Origin of the sequence: Nocardioides alkalitolerans (assembly GCA_038184435.1) — a bacterium.
In the GTDB taxonomy this organism is placed as follows: Bacteria; Actinomycetota; Actinomycetes; order Propionibacteriales; family Nocardioidaceae; genus Nocardioides; species Nocardioides alkalitolerans_A.
This window is the reverse complement of record CP116227.1, coordinates 3,940,213-3,960,501: the sequence shown is the minus strand read 5'-3', so window position 1 is coordinate 3,960,501 and position 20,289 is coordinate 3,940,213. Positions and strand designations below refer to the sequence as shown.

Below are 20,289 nucleotides of genomic sequence, written 5' to 3'. Positions count from 1 at the left end.
GATCAGTCCCAATCGAGTCCGCCGCGGCGCCATTCATAGGCGTACGCGAGGGTGATGTTGAACAGGAACAGGACGACGGCGATGAGACCGAACCAGGACAGCTGGTCGAAGTAGACCGCCCACGGGACGAGGAACATGATCTCGACGTCGAAGATGATGAAGGTCATCGCGACCGTGTAGTACTTCACCGGGATCCGGCCGCCGCCCAGCGGCTGCGGCGTCGGCTCGATGCCGCACTCGTAGGAGTCGAGGCGCGCCCGGTTGTAGCGCTTCGGCCCTGTCAGCGTGCTGACCGCGACCGAGAAGATCGCGAATCCGGCCGCGAGCGCGAGCAGTGCGAGCACCGGGGTGTAGAGCTCCACGCGGCCCCTCCTTCCGCCAGCCTGCGCAGCCGCCCGAACACCCGCGCAGGGTCGTCGCTCGTGCACTTGTGAAACGGATCACAAAGTGCTGTGCGTCACACCCTAGACCTCGGGTCCGACAGATGCGACCCCCACCCACCACCTCTGACCTGCGGATTTAGGGTACGGGCGCGTTGCCTAATTGGGATGGCGCGGTGGGGGCGCGTGGGCCCTCGCCGTGTAACGCGGTGTCCGAGCTACTTCACACGGGGTCGACCACCGGCATGGAGTACGTAACACCGCGTTACTTGTCGGACGGTGGTGGCGCCCCGCAACGCGGACGTACCTCGCTGCGGGGAGGGCCGGCACCGGGGACAAGCACCGCCCCGTTCGTGTAACGCGGCGTTGGTGCTACTGCCCGGGTGGTCGACCACGTCCACAGTGACCCGGACACCGCGTTACACGGGGGCGGGGCGCCGGAGCAGGCCGACCCGGGAGGGAAGAGGAGCCAGGGTCAGGCGGTCGCGCGGTGCAGCGCCACGATGCCGCCCGACAGGTCGCGCCACTCGACGCCCGTCCAGCCGGCCTCGGCGACGAGCTTGGCGAGCCCGGCCTGGTCGGGCCAGGCGCGGATGGACTCCGCGAGGTACACGTAGGCGTCCGGCGACGACGACAGCGCCTGGGCGACGGGCGGGAGGGCACGCATGAGGTACTCGACGTACACCGTGCGGAACGGCGCCCACGTCGGGTGCGAGAACTCGCACACCACGAGGGTGCCGCCGGGGCGCGTCACCCGGTGCATCTCGGCGAGCGCGGCCGCGGTGTCGACCACGTTGCGCAGGCCGAAGGAGATGGTGACGGCGTCGAAGGAGTCGTCCGCGAACGGCAGGTTCGTCGCGTCGCCCGCCACGAACGGCAGGTGCGGGCGGTTGGCCTTGCCGACCTGCAGCATGCCGAGCGAGAAGTCGCAGGGCACGACGACGGCGCCGGCGGAGACGAAGGGGGCGCTCGACGTGCCGGTGCCGGCTGCGAGGTCGAGCACGAGGTCGCCCGGCTTCGGGTCGATCGCCCGGTGCACGTCGCGGCGCCAGCGCCGGTCCTGCCCGAGGGACAGCACGTCGTTGGTGACGTCGTAGCGCTTCGCGACGGCGTCGAACATGCGCCGCACGTCGGAGGGTTGCTTGTCGAGCTCAGCGCGGGCCACGGGACGCAGCCTACGTGGCCACGGCATGCAACCCGCCGGGCGGCCACGGCGTCATCTCCTCGGACGGCCATCGGGGCCGCGGTGGACGAGGAGTAGCGGTATGAGGATCCTGCGAGGCGTGCTGGTCACCCTGCTGGCGTTGTGCGTGACGAGCGGGCTGGCGGTGGCGGTCGGGTACGCCGGCGTGACCTACCGGGCGGAGGCCGAGCACCGGGCGGCGACCGCGTCGACCCCCGCGGACACCTCGACCCCGGCCCCGGCCCCGTCGACGGCCCCGGCCCCGGCCCCGTCGACGGAGACGCCGGTGCCGGCGCCCGCCCCGGAACCCGAGCCCGAGCCCGCGCCGGAGCCGGAGCCGGAGCCCGCACTGGTGCCGGGCCCCGCCCTGTACGCCGCGGGCGACAGCGGCGACGAGGTCCGCGACCTCCAGGCGCGCTTGGTCCAGATCGACTGGCTGCCGTCTGTCACGGGCGAGTACGACGCGGCGACCGTCGCCGCCGTGGAGGGCTTCCAGGCCAAGCGGGCGTTCCCCGTCACGGGCGAGGTGGACGAGCGCACGCTGGACAAGGTGCACGCGATGACCGGGCCGCCGACGTACGAGGAGATGCACAACATCGTGCCGGTCGCCGGCGCCCTCGACGCCCGCTGCCGGGAGGGACGGGTGCTCTGCGTCGACAAGTCCACGCGGACGCTGCGCTGGGTGGTCGACGGCCAGGTGCTGCAGACCTTCGACGTGCGGTTCGGCCGCGAGGGCATGGAGACCCGCGAGGGCGCCTTCCGGGTGGAGCGCAAGAGCCGCGACCACGTGTCGTCGATCTACGACACGTCGATGCCGTTCGCGATGTTCTTCTCGGGCGGCCAGGCGGTGCACTACTCGCCGGACTTCGCGGCGAACGGCTACAACGGGGCCTCGCACGGGTGCGTCAACGTGCGGGACCGGGACGGCATCGCCGCGCTGTTCGACCAGGTGCGCGTCGGCGACGGCGTGGTCGTCTACTGGTCCTGAGCCGTCGGACCGTCCAGCTCGGTCCACAGGGCGTCGATGAGGCCCCGGACCTGCTCGCCGCTCGCGCCGGAGAGCACGAAGACGCGGATCGTGAGGTCCTCGGCGGTACGTCGGCACTGCATCTCCTGCACCTGCGGCGTCGGGGAGACCTCCCCGGCGATCACGTCGAGCACGCAGTCGACGTCGCCGAAGCTCTGCAGCAGGAGGCGGGCCTCGCCGGAGGCCGGGTCCGCCAGCGTCGCCGGCACGAGGGGTCCGTCGGGGCCGCGGTAGGCCTGGACGGCGACGAGCGTCTGCGTGTCGGGGATGACGTAGCGGTCGGCGTCGGTGGCGACGCCGGCGTCGGCCGCCAGCTGCTCGTCCGCGTAGGCCCAGGCCGCGTCGATCTCCTGCACCGTCTGCTGCTGCTCCGGCGGAAGGGTCTCGGGGTCGACGCTGCGGGTGAGCGAGACCCAGTCGCCGGCGACCACGGGGAGCTCGAGCGGGCTGTCCGGGTCCACGGACCCACCGGCCGCCGCGCCGCCGCCGCCGGCGCCGTCCGCCGGGTCGTCCTCGTCGACCACCGCGGGGAGCGCGACCGCCAGGCCGATGAGGAGGAGGAGGGCTGCGACGCCGCCGAGCACCGCGCGGAGCGTGGCGGCGGCGGTCAGACGGGCGGCGGGACTGCGGTCGGGAGCGGACACGAGGTGTGACGGTAGCAACGCCCGCAGGTTCGGGACGTCAGTTGCCGGCCAGTAATGTGGAGACGATGACCAGCAGCGCCTCCGAGCCCGGCACCACGACCGCCGGCACGGTTTCCCTCGTCGCCCGCACGGTGCCCCTCGACGGCACGCCGGGCGACCTCGTCGACCTGCTCCCCGCCGACGCGCCCCTCGCGTGGGTGCGGGCCGGGGACGGCATCGTCGGGTGGGGCGTGGCCGCGGAGGTCACCACGAGCGGCGCCGACCGCTTCGCCGACGCCGAGGCCTGGTGGGCGTCGCTGACGTCCCGCGCGGTCGTGCGCGACGAGGTCGGCCTGCCGGGCACCGGCCTGGTCGCCTTCGGGTCGTTCGCCTTCGCGGACACCCCGGGCACCTCGACCCTCGTCGTGCCGCGGGTCGTGGTCGGCCAGCGCGGCGGACGACGCTGGCTCACCACCATCGGCCACGACACCATCGGCTCCCCCGCCCTGCGGCTCGCCGAGCCCCCGGCCGCGCCGACGGGCCTGCACTTCGTCGGCGGCGGGCTCACCGACGACGCCTGGCAGTCCGCGGTCGCCGAGGCCGTCGCGCGGATCGACGCGGGCGCGCTCGAGAAGGTCGTGCTGGCCCGCGACGTGGTCGCCGAGACGGACGAGCCGGTGGACGTCCGCTGGCCACTGCGGCGCCTCGCCGCGGCGTACTCCTCCTGCTGGACCTTCCACGTGGACGGCCTGTTCGGTGCGACGCCGGAGATGCTGGTGCGCCGCGAGCGCGGCCTCGTCACGTCCCGCGTGCTGGCCGGCACGATCCGCCGCACCGGCGACGACGCACGCGACGCCGGCCTCGCCGGCGAGCTGGCGCGGTCGTCGAAGGACCTCGAGGAGCACGAGTACGCCGTGCGCTCGGTCGCCGACGCCCTGGAGCCGCACTGCTCGTCGATGAACGTGCCCGAGTCGCCGTTCGTGCTCCACCTGCCCAACGTCATGCACCTGGCCACCGACGTGAACGGCGTGGTCCCCGACGACGCCACCACGACCTCGCTGGGTCTCGCGGCGTCGCTGCACCCGTCCGCCGCCGTCGGGGGCACCCCCACCCCGGCGGCCACCGCGCTGATCGCGGAGCTGGAGGGCATGGTGCGGGGCCGGTACGCCGGGCCCGTCGGCTGGATGGACGCCACGGGCGACGGCGAGTGGGGCATCGCGCTGCGCTCGGCCCAGGTCGTCGCGCCCGACCCCGTGACGGGCCGGGGCCGCGTGCGGCTCTTCGCCGGTTGCGGCATCGTCGCCGGCTCCGACCCGGCGGACGAGCTGGCCGAGAGCCAGGCGAAGCTCGAGCCCGTGCGGCACGCGCTCGACGCCTGATCCCTCCCTCCCCGAACGCAGTCGTGGCCCCGGCGCCACGTCGTCCGTGGCGCTGGGGCCACGAGTGGTGGCTCCGAGAGGCGGGTCAGGCCCGCGAGTGGCGCAGCATGTCCTCGCGGGGCACGACCTTGATGCGCTCGCGGCCGTCGGCCTCGCCGAGGGCGACCTCGTGGGCGTCGAGGCGGATCCAGTCGTCCCACGTCGTGAAGTCGACGCCACGCTCGGTGAGGTGGCGCTCGACGGCCTCGGGGGCGGCCTGCTCCGGGGCGGGCGTCGCGTCGAGGTCGGCGATCAGGTTGCTGATCGTCTCCGCGGCGTCGGACTTGGTGTGGCCGATGAGGCCGACCGGACCGCGCTTGACCCACCCGGTGCAGTAGGTGCCCGCCACGTGCTGGCCGTCGAGGTCGAGCACCCGACCGCCCGCGTTGGGGATGACGTGGTCGGTGTCGTCGAACGGGACCTCCGGGAGGGCCGAGCTGCGGTAGCCGACCGCCCGGTAGACCGCCTGCACGGGGGTGTCGACGAACTCGCCGGTGCCGACCGCGTTGCCCGTGCCGTCGAGCTCGGTGCGCTCGGTGCGGATGGCCACCACCTTGCCGTCCTCGCCGAGCACCTCGACGGGGTTGTGGCACATGTGGATGTGGATGCGGTGGGGGGCGCCGGTGGGCTCGGACTCGGCGTACTTGAGCAGGGTGTCGACGACGAGCCGCACGCTCTTGGTCTTCTGGATCGCGGCCTGGCCGGCGTCGTCGATCTGGAAGTCCTCCTCGTCGACGACGACGTCGATGCTCGGCGAGTGCGACAGCTCGCGCAGCTCCATCGGCGAGAACTTGATCTGCGCCGGACCGCGGCGCGCGAAGACGTGGACCTCGGTCGCCTTGTTGGCCTTGAGGCCCTGGTAGACGTTGTCCGCGATCTCGGTCGTGAGCTGCTCGTCGGCCGGCTTGGCCAGCATGCGCGCGACGTCGAGCGCCACGTTGCCGGCGCCGATGACGGCGACCGACTCGGCCGTGAGCGGCCAGTCGCGCGGGTAGTCGGGGTGGCCGTCGAACCACGAGACGAAGTCGGCGGCGCCGAAGCTGCCCTCGAGGTCGATGCCCGGGATGTCGAGGTCGCGGTCGAAGATCGCGCCGGTCGCAAAGATCACCGCGTCGTAGAACTGACGCAGGTCCTCGAGCTTCACGTCGGTGCCGAAGTCCACGTTGCCGAAGAACCGGATCTCGTCCTTCGAGAGCACGCGGCGCAGGGCCTTGATGATCTCCTTGATCCGCGGGTGGTCGGGCGCCACGCCGTACCGGACCAGACCGTAGGGTGCGGGCAGGCGGTCGAAGACGTCGACGGACGCTGCCTCGTACTCCTTCGTCAGGATGTCCGCGGCGTAGATGCCAGCGGGACCGGCACCGACGACGGCAACACGGATGGGACGCACAGTTCTTCCTCCAGACGGAACACGGGGTTAGGCCAGGCTAACTACCGACTGGTCATTGTCCCAGCCGAGGCCGTGCGATGCGGGTCACGTCCACGGGGCGGACCCCGGGGACGTGACCCGCCCGTCGGGCCGTTCCTCAGAGCGCGATGTTGACGGCCTTCACCTGGGTGTAGAGGTCGAGCGCCTCCGCGCCGAGCTCACGGCCCCAGCCGGACTGCTTGTAGCCGCCGAACGGCAGGCCGGCGTCGAAGGCGTGGAAGGTGTTGACCCACACCTGACCGGCCTTCAGCCGCCCCGCGACGCGGTGCGCGCGGCTCAGGTCCGACGTCCACAGGCCGGCGGCCAGGCCGTAGATGCTGTCGTTGGCCGCGGCCACGACCTCGTCCTCGTCGCTGAAGCGGATCGCCACCGCGACCGGCCCGAAGATCTCCTCGCGCACGATCGACATGTCGGGGGTGGCGTCGACGAACACCGTCGCCTGCACGTAGTAGCCCGAGTCGCCGACGCGCTCGCCGCCCACGAGCACCCGCGCGCCGTCCGCCTTGCCCGCCGCGAGGTAGCCCGCCACGCGGTCGAGCTGCTCCTGCGACACGAGCGGCGTGATGACGGACGCGGGGTCGCTGCCCGGACCCACCTGCAGCTGGCCGACCGCCTCGGCGAGCGCGGCCGTGAACGCGTCGTACACGTCCTCGTGGACGAACACGCGCGTGCCGGACTCGCAGGCCTGGCCCGAGTTGAAGGTGAAGCCCATGATCGTGCCGGCCACGGCCGCGGGGATGTCGGCGTCGGCGAAGACGATGTTCGGCGACTTGCCGCCCAGCTCCAGCGAGACCTTCTTGAGGTTGCCCTGCGCCGCCTCGACGATCTTCTTCCCGACCTCGGTCGAGCCCGTGAACGCCACCTTGTCGACGTCGTCGTGCGCCGAGATCGCCGCACCCGTCTCCCCCGCCCCGGTGACGATGTTGACGACACCCGCGGGCACGCCCGCCTCGAGGAGCAGCTGACCGAGGTAGAGCGCCGTCAGCGGCGTCTGCTCCGCCGGCTTCAGCACGACGGTGTTGCCCGTCGCGAGCGCCGGCCCGAGCTTCCACGCCGCCATGAGGATCGGGAAGTTCCACGGGATGATCTGTCCGCACACGCCGACCGGCTCGCGCCGGGTGTAGGCGTGGAACTCCTGCCCGGGGTCGGCCAGCAGCATCGACGGCGCGTTGGTCGTGCCCGTGAGCTTGGTCGGCCAGCCCGCGTAGTAGCGGAAGCACTCGGCGGCGAAGCGCACGTCCGCGACCTGCGCGATGGTCGCCGACTTGCCGTTGTCGAGGGACTCCAGCTCGGCGAGGTCGGCCGCGTGCTCCTCGATGAGGTCGGCGATCCTCCAGATGATGCGCTCGCGGGCGTTCGGGCGCATCCGCACCCACGCACCGTCGTCGAAGGCGCGGCGCGCGGCGGCGACGGCCCGGTCGACGTCCTCGACGTCGCCCAGCGGCACCGAGGCCAGCACCTCGCCCGTGGCGGGGTCGTGGGTGTCGAAGGTCCGCCCCGACGCGGCGGGGACCCACGCGCCGTCGACGAGCATGCGGACCGGGTTGTTGAGGAACTCCTTGACGCGCGGCGAGCTGATGGTCATGACCGGACTCCTTCGTGGGATGACGAGACGCACGTCACGCTAGGAACGCCCACGGCCCCCATCTGTCCAGTCTCTGAACACCTCGCGGGCCGGACCGGGCCGGCCGCGAGGGCTGTCCAGTTCCTGAACACTCCTCCCCGACCTGCGCTGCCAGTGTGGTCCGCGTCACTACGAGCAGAGGAGCACCATGAAGACCAAGGCAGCGGTCGTCATCGAAGCAGGCAAGCCCATCGAGATCGAGGAGCTCGACCTCGACGGTCCCCGCGAGGGCGAGGTGCTCATCCGCTACCTCTACGGCGGGCTGTGCCACTCCGACGTCCACATCGCGCACGGCGACCTCGAGGCGCGACTGCCGATGGTGCTCGGCCACGAGGGCGCCGGGATCATCGAGGAGGTCGGCCCCGGCGTGACGCGCGTGAAGCCCGGTGACCACGTCGTCTGCTCGTTCATCCCCAACTGCGGGACGTGTCGCTACTGCGCCAACGGCCAGCAGTCCATCTGCGACATGGGCGCCACGATCCTCGAGGGCTACCTCCCGGGCGACCGGTTCCCCCTCACCGGACCCCGCGGCCAGTACGGCGCGATGTGCATGCTCGGCACCTTCAGCCAGTACGGGGTCATCCACCAGAACTCGTGCGTGAAGGTCGACGACGACCTGCCGCTCGACAAGGCCGTGCTCGTCGGCTGCGGGGTGCCCACCGGGTGGGGTGCGGCGGTCAACACGGCCGACGTCAAGGCCGGCCAGACGGTGGTGGTCGCGGGCATCGGCGGCATCGGCATCAACGCCGTGCAGGGTGCCGCGCTCGCCGGCGCCAAGAACGTCATCGCGATCGACCCGCTCCCCAACAAGCGGGAGAAGGCGATGGAGCTCGGCGCGACCCATGCGTTCGCGAGCGCCGAGGAGGCGATGGAGACCATCACGAACCTCACGCGCGGCCAGATGGCGGACTCCGCGATCCTGACCCCCGGCCTGATGACGTCCGAGATCGTCGAGGGCGGCTTCAACGCGGTCGGCAAGGGCGGCAAGGTCGTGCTGACCGGCCTCAACAAGCTGGAGGAGGCCACCATCCAGCTGTCGGGCTCGGTGCTGACGCTGTTCCGCAAGCAGGTGCTCGGCAGCCTGTTCGGCGACTGCAACCCGACGGTGGACATCCCGCGGATCCTGGGCCTCTACCAGTCCGGCGACCTCAAGCTCGACGAGCTCATCACCAAGACGTACACGCTGGAGCAGGTCAACGAGGGCTACGACGACCTCCTCGACGGCAAGAACGTGCGCGGCGTGCTCGTGCACGACCACTCGTGAGCCTGCCGCTCACCTCCTCCTCCGCCGCCCCGACGGTCGCCGCGCAGGTCGCGGCGGCCGTCGTCGGCCGCGAGCGGGAGACCGAGCTGCTCGAGGCCGCGCTCGCCGCCGGCGCCGACGTCGTGCTCGAGGGCCCGCCCGGCACGGGCAAGAGCACCCTCCTGCGGGCCGTCGCGACGGCCCGCAGCACCACCTTCGTGCTGGTCGAGGGCAACGCCGAGCTCACGCCGGCGCGGGTCGTCGGCCAGTTCGATCCCGCCCAGGTGCTCGAGAAGGGCTACTGCGCCGAGATCTTCGTCGACGGGCCGCTGCTCGTCGCGATGCGCACGGGCGGGCTCTTCTACGTGGAGGAGCTCAACCGGGTGCCCGAGGAGACGCTCAACACGCTCCTCGCCGTCATGTCCGAGCGCGAGATCGTCGTGCCGCGCCTCGGGACGGTCACCGCGGAGCCCGGCTTCGCCGTCGTCGCGGCGATGAACCCGTACGACGCGGTGGGGACCGCCCGCGTCTCCGGCGCCGTCTACGACCGGACCTGCCGGATCGCCATGGACTACCAGTCCGCCGAGGCCGAGGCGCAGATCGTGCTGACCCGCGCCACGGCACCGGCGCTGCCCCGGGCCTGGGCGGACCGGGTGGTCGACCTCGTGCGCCGCACCCGGTCCCACGTGGACCTCCGCGTGGGGTCGTCGGTGCGCGGCGCCATCGACCTGGGCGGGCTCGCCCACCACCTCGCGGCAGCGCGCGGCCGGGCCGTCGACGACTGGCACGTCGGGCTCGACGCCGCCCTGGTCGCGCTCAGCGGCCGCGTGCGCATCGACGACGGTGCGGGCCGCCGCGCCGAGGAGATCATCGAGGAGCTCTACCGCGACGTCTTCGGCGCTCCGCCCTCGAACGACGACGGCGACGGCGACGGCGACTCCGGCGAGGAGGACCGGTCGCCGGGGGAACGCTGAGCCCGCCCCCCACCGGGGCGGGCACCCCCAGCCCGGCCGCGTCCGCCGGCGCAGCTCCGCCTGAGGGCCCACCCCGCCGGTCGGGGCGGCAGCCGACCGTGCCGCGGAGCCAGCTCGAGCAGCACCCCCGCTTCACCGAGCTCTCCCCGGAGGTCGGCGAGATCGACCTGGAGGCCCTGGAGCAGGCTGCTGCGGAGGACCCCGACGACACGCTGCCCCTGCTGATGCTGATGGCCCGCGCGACCGACGTCTCCCTGCGCCGCCGGGTGCGGTCGCTGGCGCCGCGGCTGGTGCTCCAGCGCGCCCGCACCGGGATGCGCGGCGGTGCCGGCGTCGCCCGCCTGCGCGCCGTACCCGCCGACCGGGCCGGGGACCTCGACGTCGACGCGTCGCTGGACGCCGTGCTCGACGCCCGCGCCGTACGGCGGGTGCCCGACCTCGCCGACCTGCGCGGCCTGGCGTGGGAGCGCCCTCGTGCGGCCGTCTGCCTCCTGCTGGACCGGTCGGGCTCGATGGAGGGGCGTCAGCTGGCGACCGCGGCGCTCGCCGCGGCGGCATGCGCCCTGCACGCCACCCACGCGGGGAGCGAGATCGCCGTCGTCGCGTTCGACAGCCGTGCCGAGGTGCTGCAGCCGATGGGCGCCGCACCGGTGCCCGACCGCGTCGTGGACCGGGTGATCGGCCTGCGCGGTCACGGCGTCACGTCGCTCGACGCGGCGCTGCGGGCGGCGGCGGCCCAGCACCTCCGCTCGACGGCACCCCGCCGGGTCACGCTGCTGCTCTCCGACTGCCGCGTCACCGACGACGTCGACCCCACGGCTGCGGCCCGCGGCATCGAGGATCTCCGCATCGTCGCGCCCGCCGAGGACGACGAGCAGGCCCGGGCGTTCGCCCGCGCCGCCGGCGGCCGGGTCGCCACGCTCGCCACCCTGCGGGACCTGCCGCGGACGCTGGAGGCGCTGCTCGACTAGGCCCCCGCGGGTTGCCACCGCTCGACCATCGCCACGAAGCGGGCGGCGGCGTCGCGCCGTACGTCGTCGCGCGGGACGGTCGGCAGCACCGGGTCGGGGGCGCGGGACACGATCTCGGCGACGTACGCCGCGAGCGGGGCCGGCACCGGCGCCGTGCCGACCTCCCGGGTGACCGCCTTGCGGGCGACGACGTCGGCGAGGACGTCGCGGACGGCCGCGGGCGGGTCGGTCTCGGCCAGCAGCTCGTCGAGCCGCATCGGCGGCACCCCGTCGTGCAGCTCCAGCCAGCGCAGCGCGAGCACGGAGCGCGTCGCGTAGAGCACCTTCTTCAGCCGCACCGGCTGGCCCTCGGCGGTGCGCGTCGGGTCCCACTCGTTGCGACTGATGTGGAGGTAGTGCCGCGCCGTCGCGGCCCGGTCCCCGGTCGCCCGGAGCAGGTCCGTCAGCTCGGCGGCGAAGGCGGGGTCGCCGCCGTACACGATCGGGCTGCGGAGCCACTCCCCCACGACGGCGTTGCCGCGGACGGCCAGCTGGACGGCCTTGACGAGGTCCCACCCGTTGACGTCGAGCACCGGGTCGAGCGGTGTCTCGATGACGTCGCGCGGGCGCCAGGGCGACAGGTACTCCTCGCGGGGACGCACGAAGAGGAAGCGGCAGTCGTAGTCGCTGTCGGGCGACGGGAAGCCCCAGGCCCGGCTGCCGCTCTCGATCGCCCACGGCACCGCCACGCCGTGGTCGGCCGCGACGCCGGCGAGGCGGGCGTCGATCGCGGCGACGACGGTCGGATCCATGCCGGTCGGGCCGTCGAGGGGGACCGCGCGGTGCCAGGTGGTCACCGTGGCCACCTCAGTCGAGGTCGGCGCCGTCGGCGAGCCGCACCCACTCCTGGTCGTCGCCGAGGAGGCGCCGGAAGTGCTGGTCGGCCATGCCGAGGCCGAGGTCGGAGTAGACCCGGTCGTGGATCGCGAGGCTGCGCGGCGCGCCGACCGCGCGGGCGAAGTCGATCGCCTCGCCGATCTTAAGCCACGGCGCGCAGACCGGGGCGAGCAGCAGGTCGACCGGCTCGTCGGGACCCGTGAGGGCGTCGCCGGGGTGGAAGACGCGCTGGTCGCCGAGGTCGAGCAGGTAGCCCGAGTTGTCGAAGCGGTCGTAGTCGGGGTGGATCACCGCGTGCTTCTCGCCGACGGCGCGCACCGGAACGCCCACGTCGAAGGTCTCGCCGGGGCGCACGACCGTCACGCGCTCGCTGATGTCGGGCGCGGCGTCGGCGATGGCGCGGGCGACCGCCGCGATGGTGAACACGGGCGCATCGGTGGCGCGGAGGTGGTCGACGTCGAGGTGGTCGGCGTGCTCGTGGGTGACGAGCACCGCCGTCGCGCCCTCGACGGCCTCGCGCTGCGTGAACGAGCCGGGGTCGAGGACGAGCACGTGGTCGTCGTGGGCGATCCGCACGCAGGCGTGGCCGAACTTCGTGAGGCGCATGGCCCCACGGTAGTCCGCGGCACCGTCCGTTCACCTGGCCTCTCCACAGTGCTCCGGTGACCACCCTCATGCAGCGTCGGCTCGGGCTCGGCGACGCCACCGTCGTCGGGGTCTCGGCGATGGTCGGCGCCGGCGCCTTCACCGTGCTCGCCCCCGCGGCGGCCGCCGCCGGCTCGGGCGGCGGGCTGCTCCTCGCGCTCGCCGTCGTCGCCGTCGTGGCCTGGTGCAACGCCTCCTCGTCGGCGCGGCTCGCGGCCGTGCACCCCGCCGCGGGCGGGACCTACGTCTACGGGCGGCGCGAGCTGGGGGCGTGGTGGGGGTACGCCGCCGGCTGGTGCTTCGTCGTCGGCAAGACCGCGAGCTGTGCGGCCATGGCGACGGCGTTCGCGGTCTACGCGGTGCCCACCGACGCCCCCGAGCCGGTACGCCGCGGGGTCGCCGCCGTCGTGGTCCTCGGCCTCACGCTCGTCACGGTCCGCGGGGTCACCCGCACCGCCCGAGCCGCGCGGGTGATCCTCGCGGTCGCCCTGCTCGGCCTGCTCGTGGCCGCCGGGGTGGGCCTGCTCGGGGACGGCGCCGGTCGTCTGTCCTCGCAGCTGTCGCTCGGCGGCTCGGACGCGCTCGGGGTCGCGCAGGCCGCGGGACTGCTCTTCTTCGCCTTCGCCGGCTACGCCCGCGTCGCCACGCTCGGCGAGGAGGTGCGGGATCCTGCACGCACCATCCCGCGGGCCATCACGATCGCGTTCGTCGTGGTGCTGGGGCACTACGTGCTGCTGGCGCTGGGCCTGCTGCACGGCCTCGGCGCCGACCGGCTCGCCGGCTCGGAGGCGCCGCTGCGGGAGCTCGTCGACCTGCGCGGCCCCTCGTGGGCGGTGCCGCTCGTCGTCGTCGGTGCCGGGGCCGCCGCGCTCGGCGCCCTGCTCGCGCTGCTCGGGGGCATCGGGCGGACCACGCTCGCCATGGCCCGGGACGGCGAGCTGCCCCGGCCGCTGGCGGCGCTGCATGCGACGTACGACGTGCCCCACCGCGCACAGCTCCTCGTCGGGGCCGTCGTGGTCGTGCTCGTGCTCAGCGTGGACCTGCGCACCGCGGTCGGGTTCAGCTCGTTCGGGGTGCTGCTCTACTACCTCGTCGCCAACGTGGCGGCGGTGGCACTCGCGCGGCGTACCGGGGGGCGCGGAGCGGTCGTGGGCTCGGCCGGGGCGGTCGGGTGCGTGGTGCTGGCGGCGCTGCTGCCGGTGGCGTCCGTTGTCGCCGGGGCGGCGGTGGTGGCGCTGGGATTGGCCGTGCGCGCCGTGCGGCTGCGGGTGGCGACCTCGGAAAGGGTCACGGACGACAGCTGATCGGCCGTCCGAGGCGGCGTTCGTGCCCCTTTCCGGCCCGGCCCCCGAACGACCACGGTCGACGGGGCTTAGCGCTCCACCGCGTGCACCGGGGGCTCGCCGGCGACGTACCGCCGCAGGTTCTCCTCGATGATCCGGAACAGCCGGGGGCGCATCGCCGTCGTGCCGCCCGCGACGTGCGGCGTGATGATCGTGCCGGGCGCGGTCCACAGCGGGTGGTCGGCGGGCAGCGGCTCGGGGTCGACGACGTCGAGCGCCGCACGCAGCCGCCCGGACGTCACCTCGGCCAGGAGAGCGTCCGTGTCGACGACCTTGCCGCGGCCGACGTTGACGAGCAGCGCGCCGTCGGGCAGGGCGGCCAGGAACGCCGCGTCGACGAGACCCTCCGTGGACGGCGTCAGGGGCGTCACGATGATGACGACGTCGGCGTCGGGCAGCAGGGACGGCAGCTCGTCGACGCCGTGGACCGCGCCGTACGGGCCCGTGCGGGCGGTCGTCGCCACCGGCACGACGTCGCACTCGAAGCCGTCGAGCCGGCGGTGGATCGCCTGGCCGATCGAGCCGTAGCCGATGATCAGCACGCGGCGGTCGGCGACGGAGGGGCCGCCGTTGAACTGGTCCCACTCGCGGCGCTGCTGCTGCGCGAACCAGCGCGGGAAGTCGCGCTGGGCCGCCAGGAGGAGACCGAGGGCGAGCTCCGCCGTACCGGGGTCGTGGACCCCCGCGGCGCGGCACAGGGCGACGTCGGCGGGGACGTGCGGCAGCAGGTGATCGACGCCGGCGCTCGGCGCCTGCACGACCTTCAGCGCGGGCATGCGGGTGACGAGGGCGGGGTCGGCGGGACCGAAGTACGGCGGCACGTAGAACTCGACCTCCTCGATGCCGTCGGGCTCGTGCTCACCGTCGTACCGCGCGTAGGTCAACCCGTCGGGCAACGGCCCGACGACCTCCTCCACCTCGGAGCGGTCGTAGTCCATCCACACCTGAGCCATGCGCCCACCCTAGGCAGGCGCCGGTCAGTCGCCCGTGTCGGAGCGGCCCGACTCGTCGCTCGTCGGCTCACGGTCCCACTCGGGGTCGATGGGCGCGCTCCACCACGGGTCGTAGGAGTGCTCCGCCCCGTTGACCGCGTCGCCGTCGCCGGCCACCACGCGACCGATGTTGTAGAGCGACTCGCTGTCGTTGGCGAAGTAGAGCCCGTGCTGCACGAAGCCGCGGTGCCAGCTGCGACTGGGGTCCTCCGCCTCGAACCGGATCGCGCCGAAGTCGTCGGAGGAGGGGTCGAAGCCGAGCTGGGCCGTGGGGCCGTGGACCGCACCCTCCCCGCCGAGCACGCCGACGAAGTCGCGGCTGTTGCGGCCGACGTAGACGTCGCCGTCGATGCCGAGCGACTCGGCCGTCGGGTTCTGCACGCCGGCGCCCGGGCTGCCCAGCAGCACGAGGTCGTCGGCGGCCAGGTCGTGCTCGGAGGCCGCGATGGCGGTGGTGGTCGAGCCGTAGGAGTGCCCGATCGCCGTCAGGTGGGCCGGAGCCAGGTCGGGGTCGCGGCTCGCCCGGAGGCCCGCGATGTCGTCCGCGAACGCCTCGCCGCCCTCCTCGGCCCGTCCCTGGCTCAGCGTCGCGGGGTCGTAGAAGGCGTCGGGCGCGTCGTACCCCAGCCAGAACATCGACGCGACCGTGCCGTCGACGCCGTTGTAGACCGTCGACTGGTAGGTGTTGATCGCCTCCTGCATGAGGGTGGGCGCGTCCCCCTGGTCGGTCGTGATGCCCGGCACGCGCGCGGCGATGTGGTCGGCGGTGTCGAGGTCGCCGACCCCGATCGCCACGGCCCCGTCGCCGCCGTGGGCGGTCGGGTCGTAGAGCCACAGCTGACCCCCGGGCGTCTCGTCGGTCGTCGGGTCGACGTAGGAGTCCGCGTTGGCCAGCGCCGAGCGCGTGGCCTGGGCGTTCTCCAGGTGCTGGCGCTCGTCGTCGCTGAGCGCACCGATGGCGTCCTGCGCCTCGAGGTCGGCGAGGTCGGCGTCGAGGGACACCCGGTTGGCCTGGTCGCGCCCGTCCGCCGGGATGCCGTCGGCCGAGCCGATGACGTCGGGGTACGACGCGATGAGCGCCTCCTGCTGCGCCGGCGAGAGGTCGTTCCACCAGTCCCGGACCTGCTCGGGCGTCGCCCCGCTGCCGGGGGCGCCCGGCAGGTCCATGGCCCCGGCCGCGATCGGGTCGACCGTGGCCGGCGCCGTCACCTCGTCGACCTCGTCGAGCCGCGCGAAGGCGTCCCGCATGAGGGTCTCGTTGGCCGTCACGCGCTGCTGCCAGTCGGCGTAGTCGGTCTGGAACGTCGCGATGTCGCCGTTCAGCTGCGTCGCGCGCTCCTGGAGGGCGCTGACGACGAGGGGATCGGTCTCGTCGGCGGCCGCCGCGATGTCGTTGAGCAGCGTCTGCCGGGTCGAGACCAGGTGCTGGTGGGTGCTCACCAGACCGTCGCGCTCCCACCTCAGGTCGGCCAGGGTGTCGGCGTAGGCGAAGCAGGTGCGCGCCACGGCCTGCAGGTTGTCGGCGAGCGTGCGGTGCTGCTGGGCGATCTGGGTCGCCTTCTCGTCGTAGGCCACCCGCGACTCGCCGAACCACGCCACGACGGGAGCCGTCAGGGCGCGCTCCGCGACCACCTCGAAACCCTGGGCGGCGATGGAGGAGAGGTCGCGTCCGAACGCGTCGGCCTGGCCCGCGTCCCCCGTCAGCTCGTCGAGGTCGGACGTCGCCGCCGGCGCCGGCTGGTCGACACGGATCGTCGTCATCGCGCCTCCCCGATCGAGCCGTCCAGGCCCTCGAAGCCCTGCGCGACCTCCGCGTCGGTGCGGTCGACGTCGACCGCCATGGTGGTCAGCGCCTCCGCGACGCCGGCGCAGATCTCGACGCTCTCGTCGGCGTACCCCCGCCAGGCCTCCACGAACGCCGTCGCCGCCGGGCGCACCGACTCGCCGAACGCGGTGACCGCGAGGTCACCGAGTCGGGTCCGCGCGCCCTGCATGGTGGTGTCCAGCTCGCCCCACCACGCCGCGGGCGTCCAGATGTCGTCCCACTCGGTGGTCACTCTCCCTCCACCCCCTCGCGGGCGTCGGGGAGTGCGGTGAGGGTCGCGACCGCGTCGGGCCCCACCTCGTGGTCACCCACCCGGAGCCGCAGGAAGAACCGGTCGCGGGCGGGCACGTGGACGAGCTCGGCGGCGTACCGCACCCCTCCGGCCTCGGCGCTCGCCAGCACACGGGCCATCCCCGTCGGCGGCGCCAGCACGTGCCAGGCCAGGGGGCCGGGCACGCGCAGGGTCTCGTCGGCGGCGGCGAGCACCGCGTGCGCGGTCGACGCGTCGACCGGCGTCGCGACGACGAGCACCTCCAGCGTCACGGCGGCGCGGGTCCCGCCGGGGGTCCAGCGCACCGACGTCGTCGCCGGCTCCGGGGCACCGAACCCGTCCCACAGCTCCCGTGCCCAGAGCGCGGTACGGCGCGCGACCTCGTCCGCCGGCGCCGGGAGCGGCACCGGGTCGGCGGGGGGCGCCGGCGGCGGCAGCACGACGATGTCGATGTCGGGCAGGCGCTCCCGCAGCGCTCGGAAGAACGGTGGCAGCTGCGGTTCGCTCACCCGCACCCGGGTGCCCCGGCCGCGCGGAGGACAAACCCGCGCGCGGCCGGAGCGGTCCGGTCGCCCGGTCCTCGTGCTAGCCGCTCACGCGGCTCACTTGTCGAACGAGGCGATGTCGATGACGAAGCGGTAGCGCACGTCGGAGGCGAGGACGCGCTCCCAGGCCTCGTTGACCTCGTCCACGGTGATCTTCTCGATCTCGGCGCCCAGGCCGTGCTCGGCGCAGAAGTCGAGCATCTCCTGGGTCTCGCGGATGCCGCCGATCTTCGACCCGGCGAGCGTCCGACGCATGCCGGCCAGCGAGAACGCGCGGAAGCTGTCCGGCTCCTCCGGCAGGCCGACGTTCACCATCGCGCCGTCGAGGCGGAGCATCGACAGGTAGCGGTCGAGGGGCAGGTTCGCCGACACCGTGTTGACGATGAGGTCGAAGTGACCCCGCAGCTTCTTGAAGGTGTCCTTGTCCGACGTCGCGTAGAAGTGGTCGGCGCCGAGACGGCGGCCGTCCTCCTCCTTGTTGAGGGTCTGGCTGAGCACGGTGACCTCGGCGCCGAGCGCGGACGCGATCTTCACGCCCATGTGGCCGAGACCGCCCATGCCGACGATGGCGACGCGCTTGCCCGGACCGGCGCCCCAGTGGTGCAGCGGCGAGTAGAGCGTGATGCCCGCGCACAGCAGCGGCGCCGCCACGTCGAGCTCCACGCCCTCGGGGATGCGGAGCACGTAGTTCTCGTCGACGACGATGGAGCGCGAGTAGCCGCCCTGGGTCTGCTCGCCGTCGTAGGTCTGCGCGTTGTAGGTGCCGACCTCCCCGCGGAGGCAGTACTGCTCCTCCCCCGCCTTGCAGTTCTCGCACTCGCGGCACGAGTCGACGAAGCAGCCGACGCCGACGCGGTCACCGACGGCGTGGGTCGTCACGGAATCCCCGACGGCCGAGACGACGCCGGCGATCTCGTGGCCGGGGGTGAGGGGGAACGACGCCGGTCCCCACTCCTCGCGGGCGGTGTGGATGTCGGAGTGGCAGATGCCGGCGTAGTGGATGTCGATGACGACGTCGTGCGGGCCGGGGTCGCGGCGCTGGATGGTGGAGCGCTCGAACGGCTGGCCAGCGCCAGGGGTGACCAGGGCGTCGACGGTCTGCGGCAAGGTTCTCTCCTGAGGTGCACGTCGCGGGGGCGCTCCCCGCGACCGCTCCAGTGAACAACCCGGCTCCACACGGCGCTAGTTCGGCGCGTCGGGCTGGGGTGTACGGCGCGGCAGGCGCGTCGAGCTGGGGTGTACGGCGCGGCAGGCGCGTCGAGTTTGGTCGAACCGTTTCACCAAACTCGCCGCGAGGTTCGGGTCATCCACAGATCACCACCGGGAGGTGGTGATCGCACGTCTGTTCGACTAGAGTCAGAGGCATGGATCGGGGGACCCACACCACAGCGACCGCGTTGATCGACGCCGTCCGCGAGCGCACGACGGCGGCTCGTGTGGCGGAGGCTGCTGCGTTCGTCGCCGTGGGTGACTGGGCGGCGGCGCACACCTCGGATGCCGTGGTGGGTGACCCGATCACGGTGCTGGGTGAGTGGCACGAGGCCGAGTACGCCGAGGCTCTGGCTGGGGATCAGTTCCTCGAGCTGGGTGGGCCGGGGGCGCCGGTGGTGGCGGAGTTCTGCATCGGTGAGGTCGCCGCCGCTCGGGGTTGCTCGTTCGATGCGGCGCGGCGGTTGGTGGGAGACGCAGTGGAGCTGCGCTACCGGCTCCCCCGCGTCCACGCGCGCGTCGTGGCGGGTGAGGTCGACGTGTGGCGGGGGCGGCGGATCGCCCAAGCCACCCGCACGCTCACCTTCGAGGCGGCCGGGTTCGTGGACCGGCACGTCGCGTACGTCGCGGGCAAGGCCACTGGTGCCGAGGTCGACCGACTGGTCGCGGAAGCGGCGGCGCGGTTCGACCCCGAGACCACCGAAGCCGAACGGCACGCGGCTGACGGTGAGCGGTACCTCGCGATCGAGCTGGGCGACGTCGCCTATGCGGATCCGTTGACCGGGACCCTGCGCGGCACCGTGAACGTCCACGGATCCCTCGACCTGGCCGATGCGCTCGACCTCGAACGCACCGTCGCCCACGTGGCCCGGCAGCTGGGCGACCTGGGCTGCGACTCAGACCTCGACGTCCGCCGCTCCATGGCCCTCGGCGAGATCGCGCGGCGCTGCGACGGCGTGACCACGCTGGAGTACGACGCCGGTGAAGCGCCGAACGGAGACCAGCCACAGCCGGTCCAGCGGGCCCGGCGCGAGGTGGTGCTCTTCGTGCACCTCGACCAGGCCGCGATCACCGGCACCCTCAACGGTATCGGTCCCGGCATCGATACCTGCACCGGCATGACCGGCATCGACCTCGCTCGCCTCGACACCCCAGGCGCACCCCGCGGAGCAGTCACGGTCGAGCAGGTCCAGACCTGGTGCGAGAGCTCGGACACGACGGTGACCGTCAAGCCGATCATCGACCTCAACACCGACGACGCCGTCGACGGCTACACCCCGCCCGACCGCATCGCCGACCACGTCCGCGCCCGCTGGCCCCGCTGCGTCTTCCCCTATTGCACCCGCAGCTCGCGGACCGCAGACCTCGACCACTGCGAGCGATACGACGAGAACGGCCCACCCGGCCAGACTTCCACTCGCAACCTGTTCCCGCTGTGCCGACGCCACCACCGCATGAAGACCCACCGCGAGATGACCACCGGCAACAGATGGACCTACCGCCCCACCAACCCCGACGACGGAGAGCCACCGAGCGCCGTCATCTGGACCAGCCCGATGGGATTGCGCTACCTCGTCGACCGCGACGGCACCCACCCCTGGCCACCACCCGACGACCCAGCCTGATCACAGACGCCGCCCGACCACGCCACCCGTGGCCGGGCTGCGCAGCATGCCCTCCCCTGCCCACCGCGGACGCGACGCGACGCGAC

The 20,289-nt window shown here is 73.3% G+C and carries 19 protein-coding genes; 7 read left to right on the top strand and 12 right to left on the bottom strand.

All coding sequences use genetic code 11. The features are described 5' to 3' along the window. Positions 1 to 2: 2 nt before the first annotated feature. Positions 3 to 362: an NADH-quinone oxidoreductase subunit A gene (locus PIR53_18805; GenBank protein WZH52055.1), complete on the bottom strand. Its 360-nt coding sequence runs from the start codon at positions 360 to 362 to the stop codon at positions 3 to 5. A gap of 493 nt (positions 363 to 855) precedes the next feature. Next, the gene (locus PIR53_18800; GenBank protein ID WZH52054.1) at positions 856 to 1,545 is read right to left on the bottom strand and encodes a demethylmenaquinone methyltransferase; all 690 of its coding nucleotides are present in this window, start codon (positions 1,543 to 1,545) and stop codon (positions 856 to 858) included. Positions 1,546 to 1,645: 100 nt separating this feature from the next. On the opposite strand from PIR53_18800, the gene PIR53_18795 reads away from it, so the two are divergent. Next, complete coding sequence (locus PIR53_18795) at positions 1,646 to 2,551, top strand: L,D-transpeptidase family protein (protein ID WZH52053.1); 906 nt, start codon at positions 1,646 to 1,648, stop codon at positions 2,549 to 2,551. On the opposite strand, the gene PIR53_18790 is transcribed toward PIR53_18795, so the two are convergent. Continuing rightward, complete coding sequence (locus tag PIR53_18790; GenBank protein ID WZH52052.1) at positions 2,539 to 3,234, bottom strand: hypothetical protein; 696 nt, start codon at positions 3,232 to 3,234, stop codon at positions 2,539 to 2,541. The genes PIR53_18795 and PIR53_18790 overlap by 13 nt on opposite strands. A gap of 65 nt (positions 3,235 to 3,299) precedes the next feature. On the opposite strand from PIR53_18790, the gene PIR53_18785 reads away from it, so the two are divergent. Further along, positions 3,300 to 4,592 carry an isochorismate synthase gene (locus PIR53_18785; protein ID WZH52051.1) on the top strand — a complete coding sequence of 431 codons (1,293 nt, stop codon included), beginning with the start codon at positions 3,300 to 3,302 and terminating at the stop codon, positions 4,590 to 4,592. 85 nt (positions 4,593 to 4,677) lie between these two features. Here PIR53_18785 and PIR53_18780 read toward each other — a convergent pair whose 3' ends face one another. Next, the gene (locus PIR53_18780) at positions 4,678 to 6,021 is read right to left on the bottom strand and encodes an FAD-dependent oxidoreductase (GenBank protein WZH52050.1); all 1,344 of its coding nucleotides are present in this window, start codon (positions 6,019 to 6,021) and stop codon (positions 4,678 to 4,680) included. A 136-nt stretch (positions 6,022 to 6,157) separates the two neighbouring features. Then, complete coding sequence (locus PIR53_18775; protein ID WZH52049.1) at positions 6,158 to 7,645, bottom strand: aldehyde dehydrogenase family protein; 1,488 nt, start codon at positions 7,643 to 7,645, stop codon at positions 6,158 to 6,160. Between the two features lie 187 nt (positions 7,646 to 7,832). Between PIR53_18775 and PIR53_18770 the strand changes: the two genes are divergently transcribed. The 3 genes from PIR53_18770 to PIR53_18760 all read left to right on the top strand — a co-directional run bounded on the left by PIR53_18770 (position 7,833) and on the right by PIR53_18760 (position 10,872). Continuing rightward, positions 7,833 to 8,948 carry an NDMA-dependent alcohol dehydrogenase gene (locus PIR53_18770; GenBank protein ID WZH52048.1) on the top strand — a complete coding sequence of 372 codons (1,116 nt, stop codon included), beginning with the start codon at positions 7,833 to 7,835 and terminating at the stop codon, positions 8,946 to 8,948. Further along, positions 8,945 to 9,901 carry a MoxR family ATPase gene (locus PIR53_18765; protein ID WZH52047.1) on the top strand — a complete coding sequence of 319 codons (957 nt, stop codon included), beginning with the start codon at positions 8,945 to 8,947 and terminating at the stop codon, positions 9,899 to 9,901. The genes PIR53_18770 and PIR53_18765 overlap by 4 nt, the downstream gene beginning before the upstream one ends. A 98-nt stretch (positions 9,902 to 9,999) precedes the next feature. Continuing rightward, on the top strand, positions 10,000 to 10,872 hold the full coding sequence (locus tag PIR53_18760; protein ID WZH52046.1) for a VWA domain-containing protein: 873 nt from the start codon (positions 10,000 to 10,002) through the stop codon (positions 10,870 to 10,872). On the opposite strand, the gene PIR53_18755 is transcribed toward PIR53_18760, so the two are convergent. Further along, positions 10,869 to 11,708: a nucleotidyltransferase domain-containing protein gene (locus PIR53_18755; GenBank protein ID WZH52045.1), complete on the bottom strand. Its 840-nt coding sequence runs from the start codon at positions 11,706 to 11,708 to the stop codon at positions 10,869 to 10,871. The genes PIR53_18760 and PIR53_18755 overlap by 4 nt on opposite strands. A gap of 10 nt (positions 11,709 to 11,718) precedes the next feature. Further along, complete coding sequence (locus tag PIR53_18750) at positions 11,719 to 12,354, bottom strand: MBL fold metallo-hydrolase (protein ID WZH52044.1); 636 nt, start codon at positions 12,352 to 12,354, stop codon at positions 11,719 to 11,721. Positions 12,355 to 12,410: 56 nt separating this feature from the next. Between PIR53_18750 and PIR53_18745 the strand changes: the two genes are divergently transcribed. After that, positions 12,411 to 13,697 carry an APC family permease gene (locus PIR53_18745; protein ID WZH52043.1) on the top strand — a complete coding sequence of 429 codons (1,287 nt, stop codon included), beginning with the start codon at positions 12,411 to 12,413 and terminating at the stop codon, positions 13,695 to 13,697. Positions 13,698 to 13,765: 68 nt separating this feature from the next. Here PIR53_18745 and PIR53_18740 read toward each other — a convergent pair whose 3' ends face one another. The 5 genes from PIR53_18740 to PIR53_18720 all read right to left on the bottom strand — a co-directional run bounded on the left by PIR53_18740 (position 13,766) and on the right by PIR53_18720 (position 18,476). Then, positions 13,766 to 14,689, bottom strand: a complete 924-nt coding sequence (locus PIR53_18740) for a 2-hydroxyacid dehydrogenase (GenBank protein WZH52042.1) — start codon at positions 14,687 to 14,689, stop codon at positions 13,766 to 13,768. 24 nt (positions 14,690 to 14,713) lie between these two features. Further along, positions 14,714 to 16,489 (bottom strand): alpha/beta hydrolase, encoded by a 1,776-nt coding sequence (locus tag PIR53_18735; GenBank protein ID WZH52041.1) that lies wholly within the window; start codon positions 16,487 to 16,489, stop codon positions 14,714 to 14,716. Further along, entirely contained in the window at positions 16,486 to 16,785 is a 300-nt protein-coding gene (locus tag PIR53_18730) for a hypothetical protein (GenBank protein ID WZH52040.1), read from the bottom strand. Before PIR53_18730 ends, PIR53_18735 begins: the two co-directional genes overlap by 4 nt. Further along, entirely contained in the window at positions 16,782 to 17,333 is a 552-nt protein-coding gene (locus tag PIR53_18725) for a hypothetical protein (protein ID WZH52039.1), read from the bottom strand. Before PIR53_18725 ends, PIR53_18730 begins: the two co-directional genes overlap by 4 nt. Positions 17,334 to 17,426: 93 nt before the next feature. Further along, positions 17,427 to 18,476, bottom strand: a complete 1,050-nt coding sequence (locus PIR53_18720) for an NAD(P)-dependent alcohol dehydrogenase (GenBank protein ID WZH52038.1) — start codon at positions 18,474 to 18,476, stop codon at positions 17,427 to 17,429. Positions 18,477 to 18,733: 257 nt separating this feature from the next. Here PIR53_18720 and PIR53_18715 point away from each other — a divergent pair, with 257 nt between their 5' ends. Next, entirely contained in the window at positions 18,734 to 20,203 is a 1,470-nt protein-coding gene (locus tag PIR53_18715; protein ID WZH52037.1) for a DUF222 domain-containing protein, read from the top strand. The last annotated feature ends 86 nt before the right edge of the window (positions 20,204 to 20,289 follow it).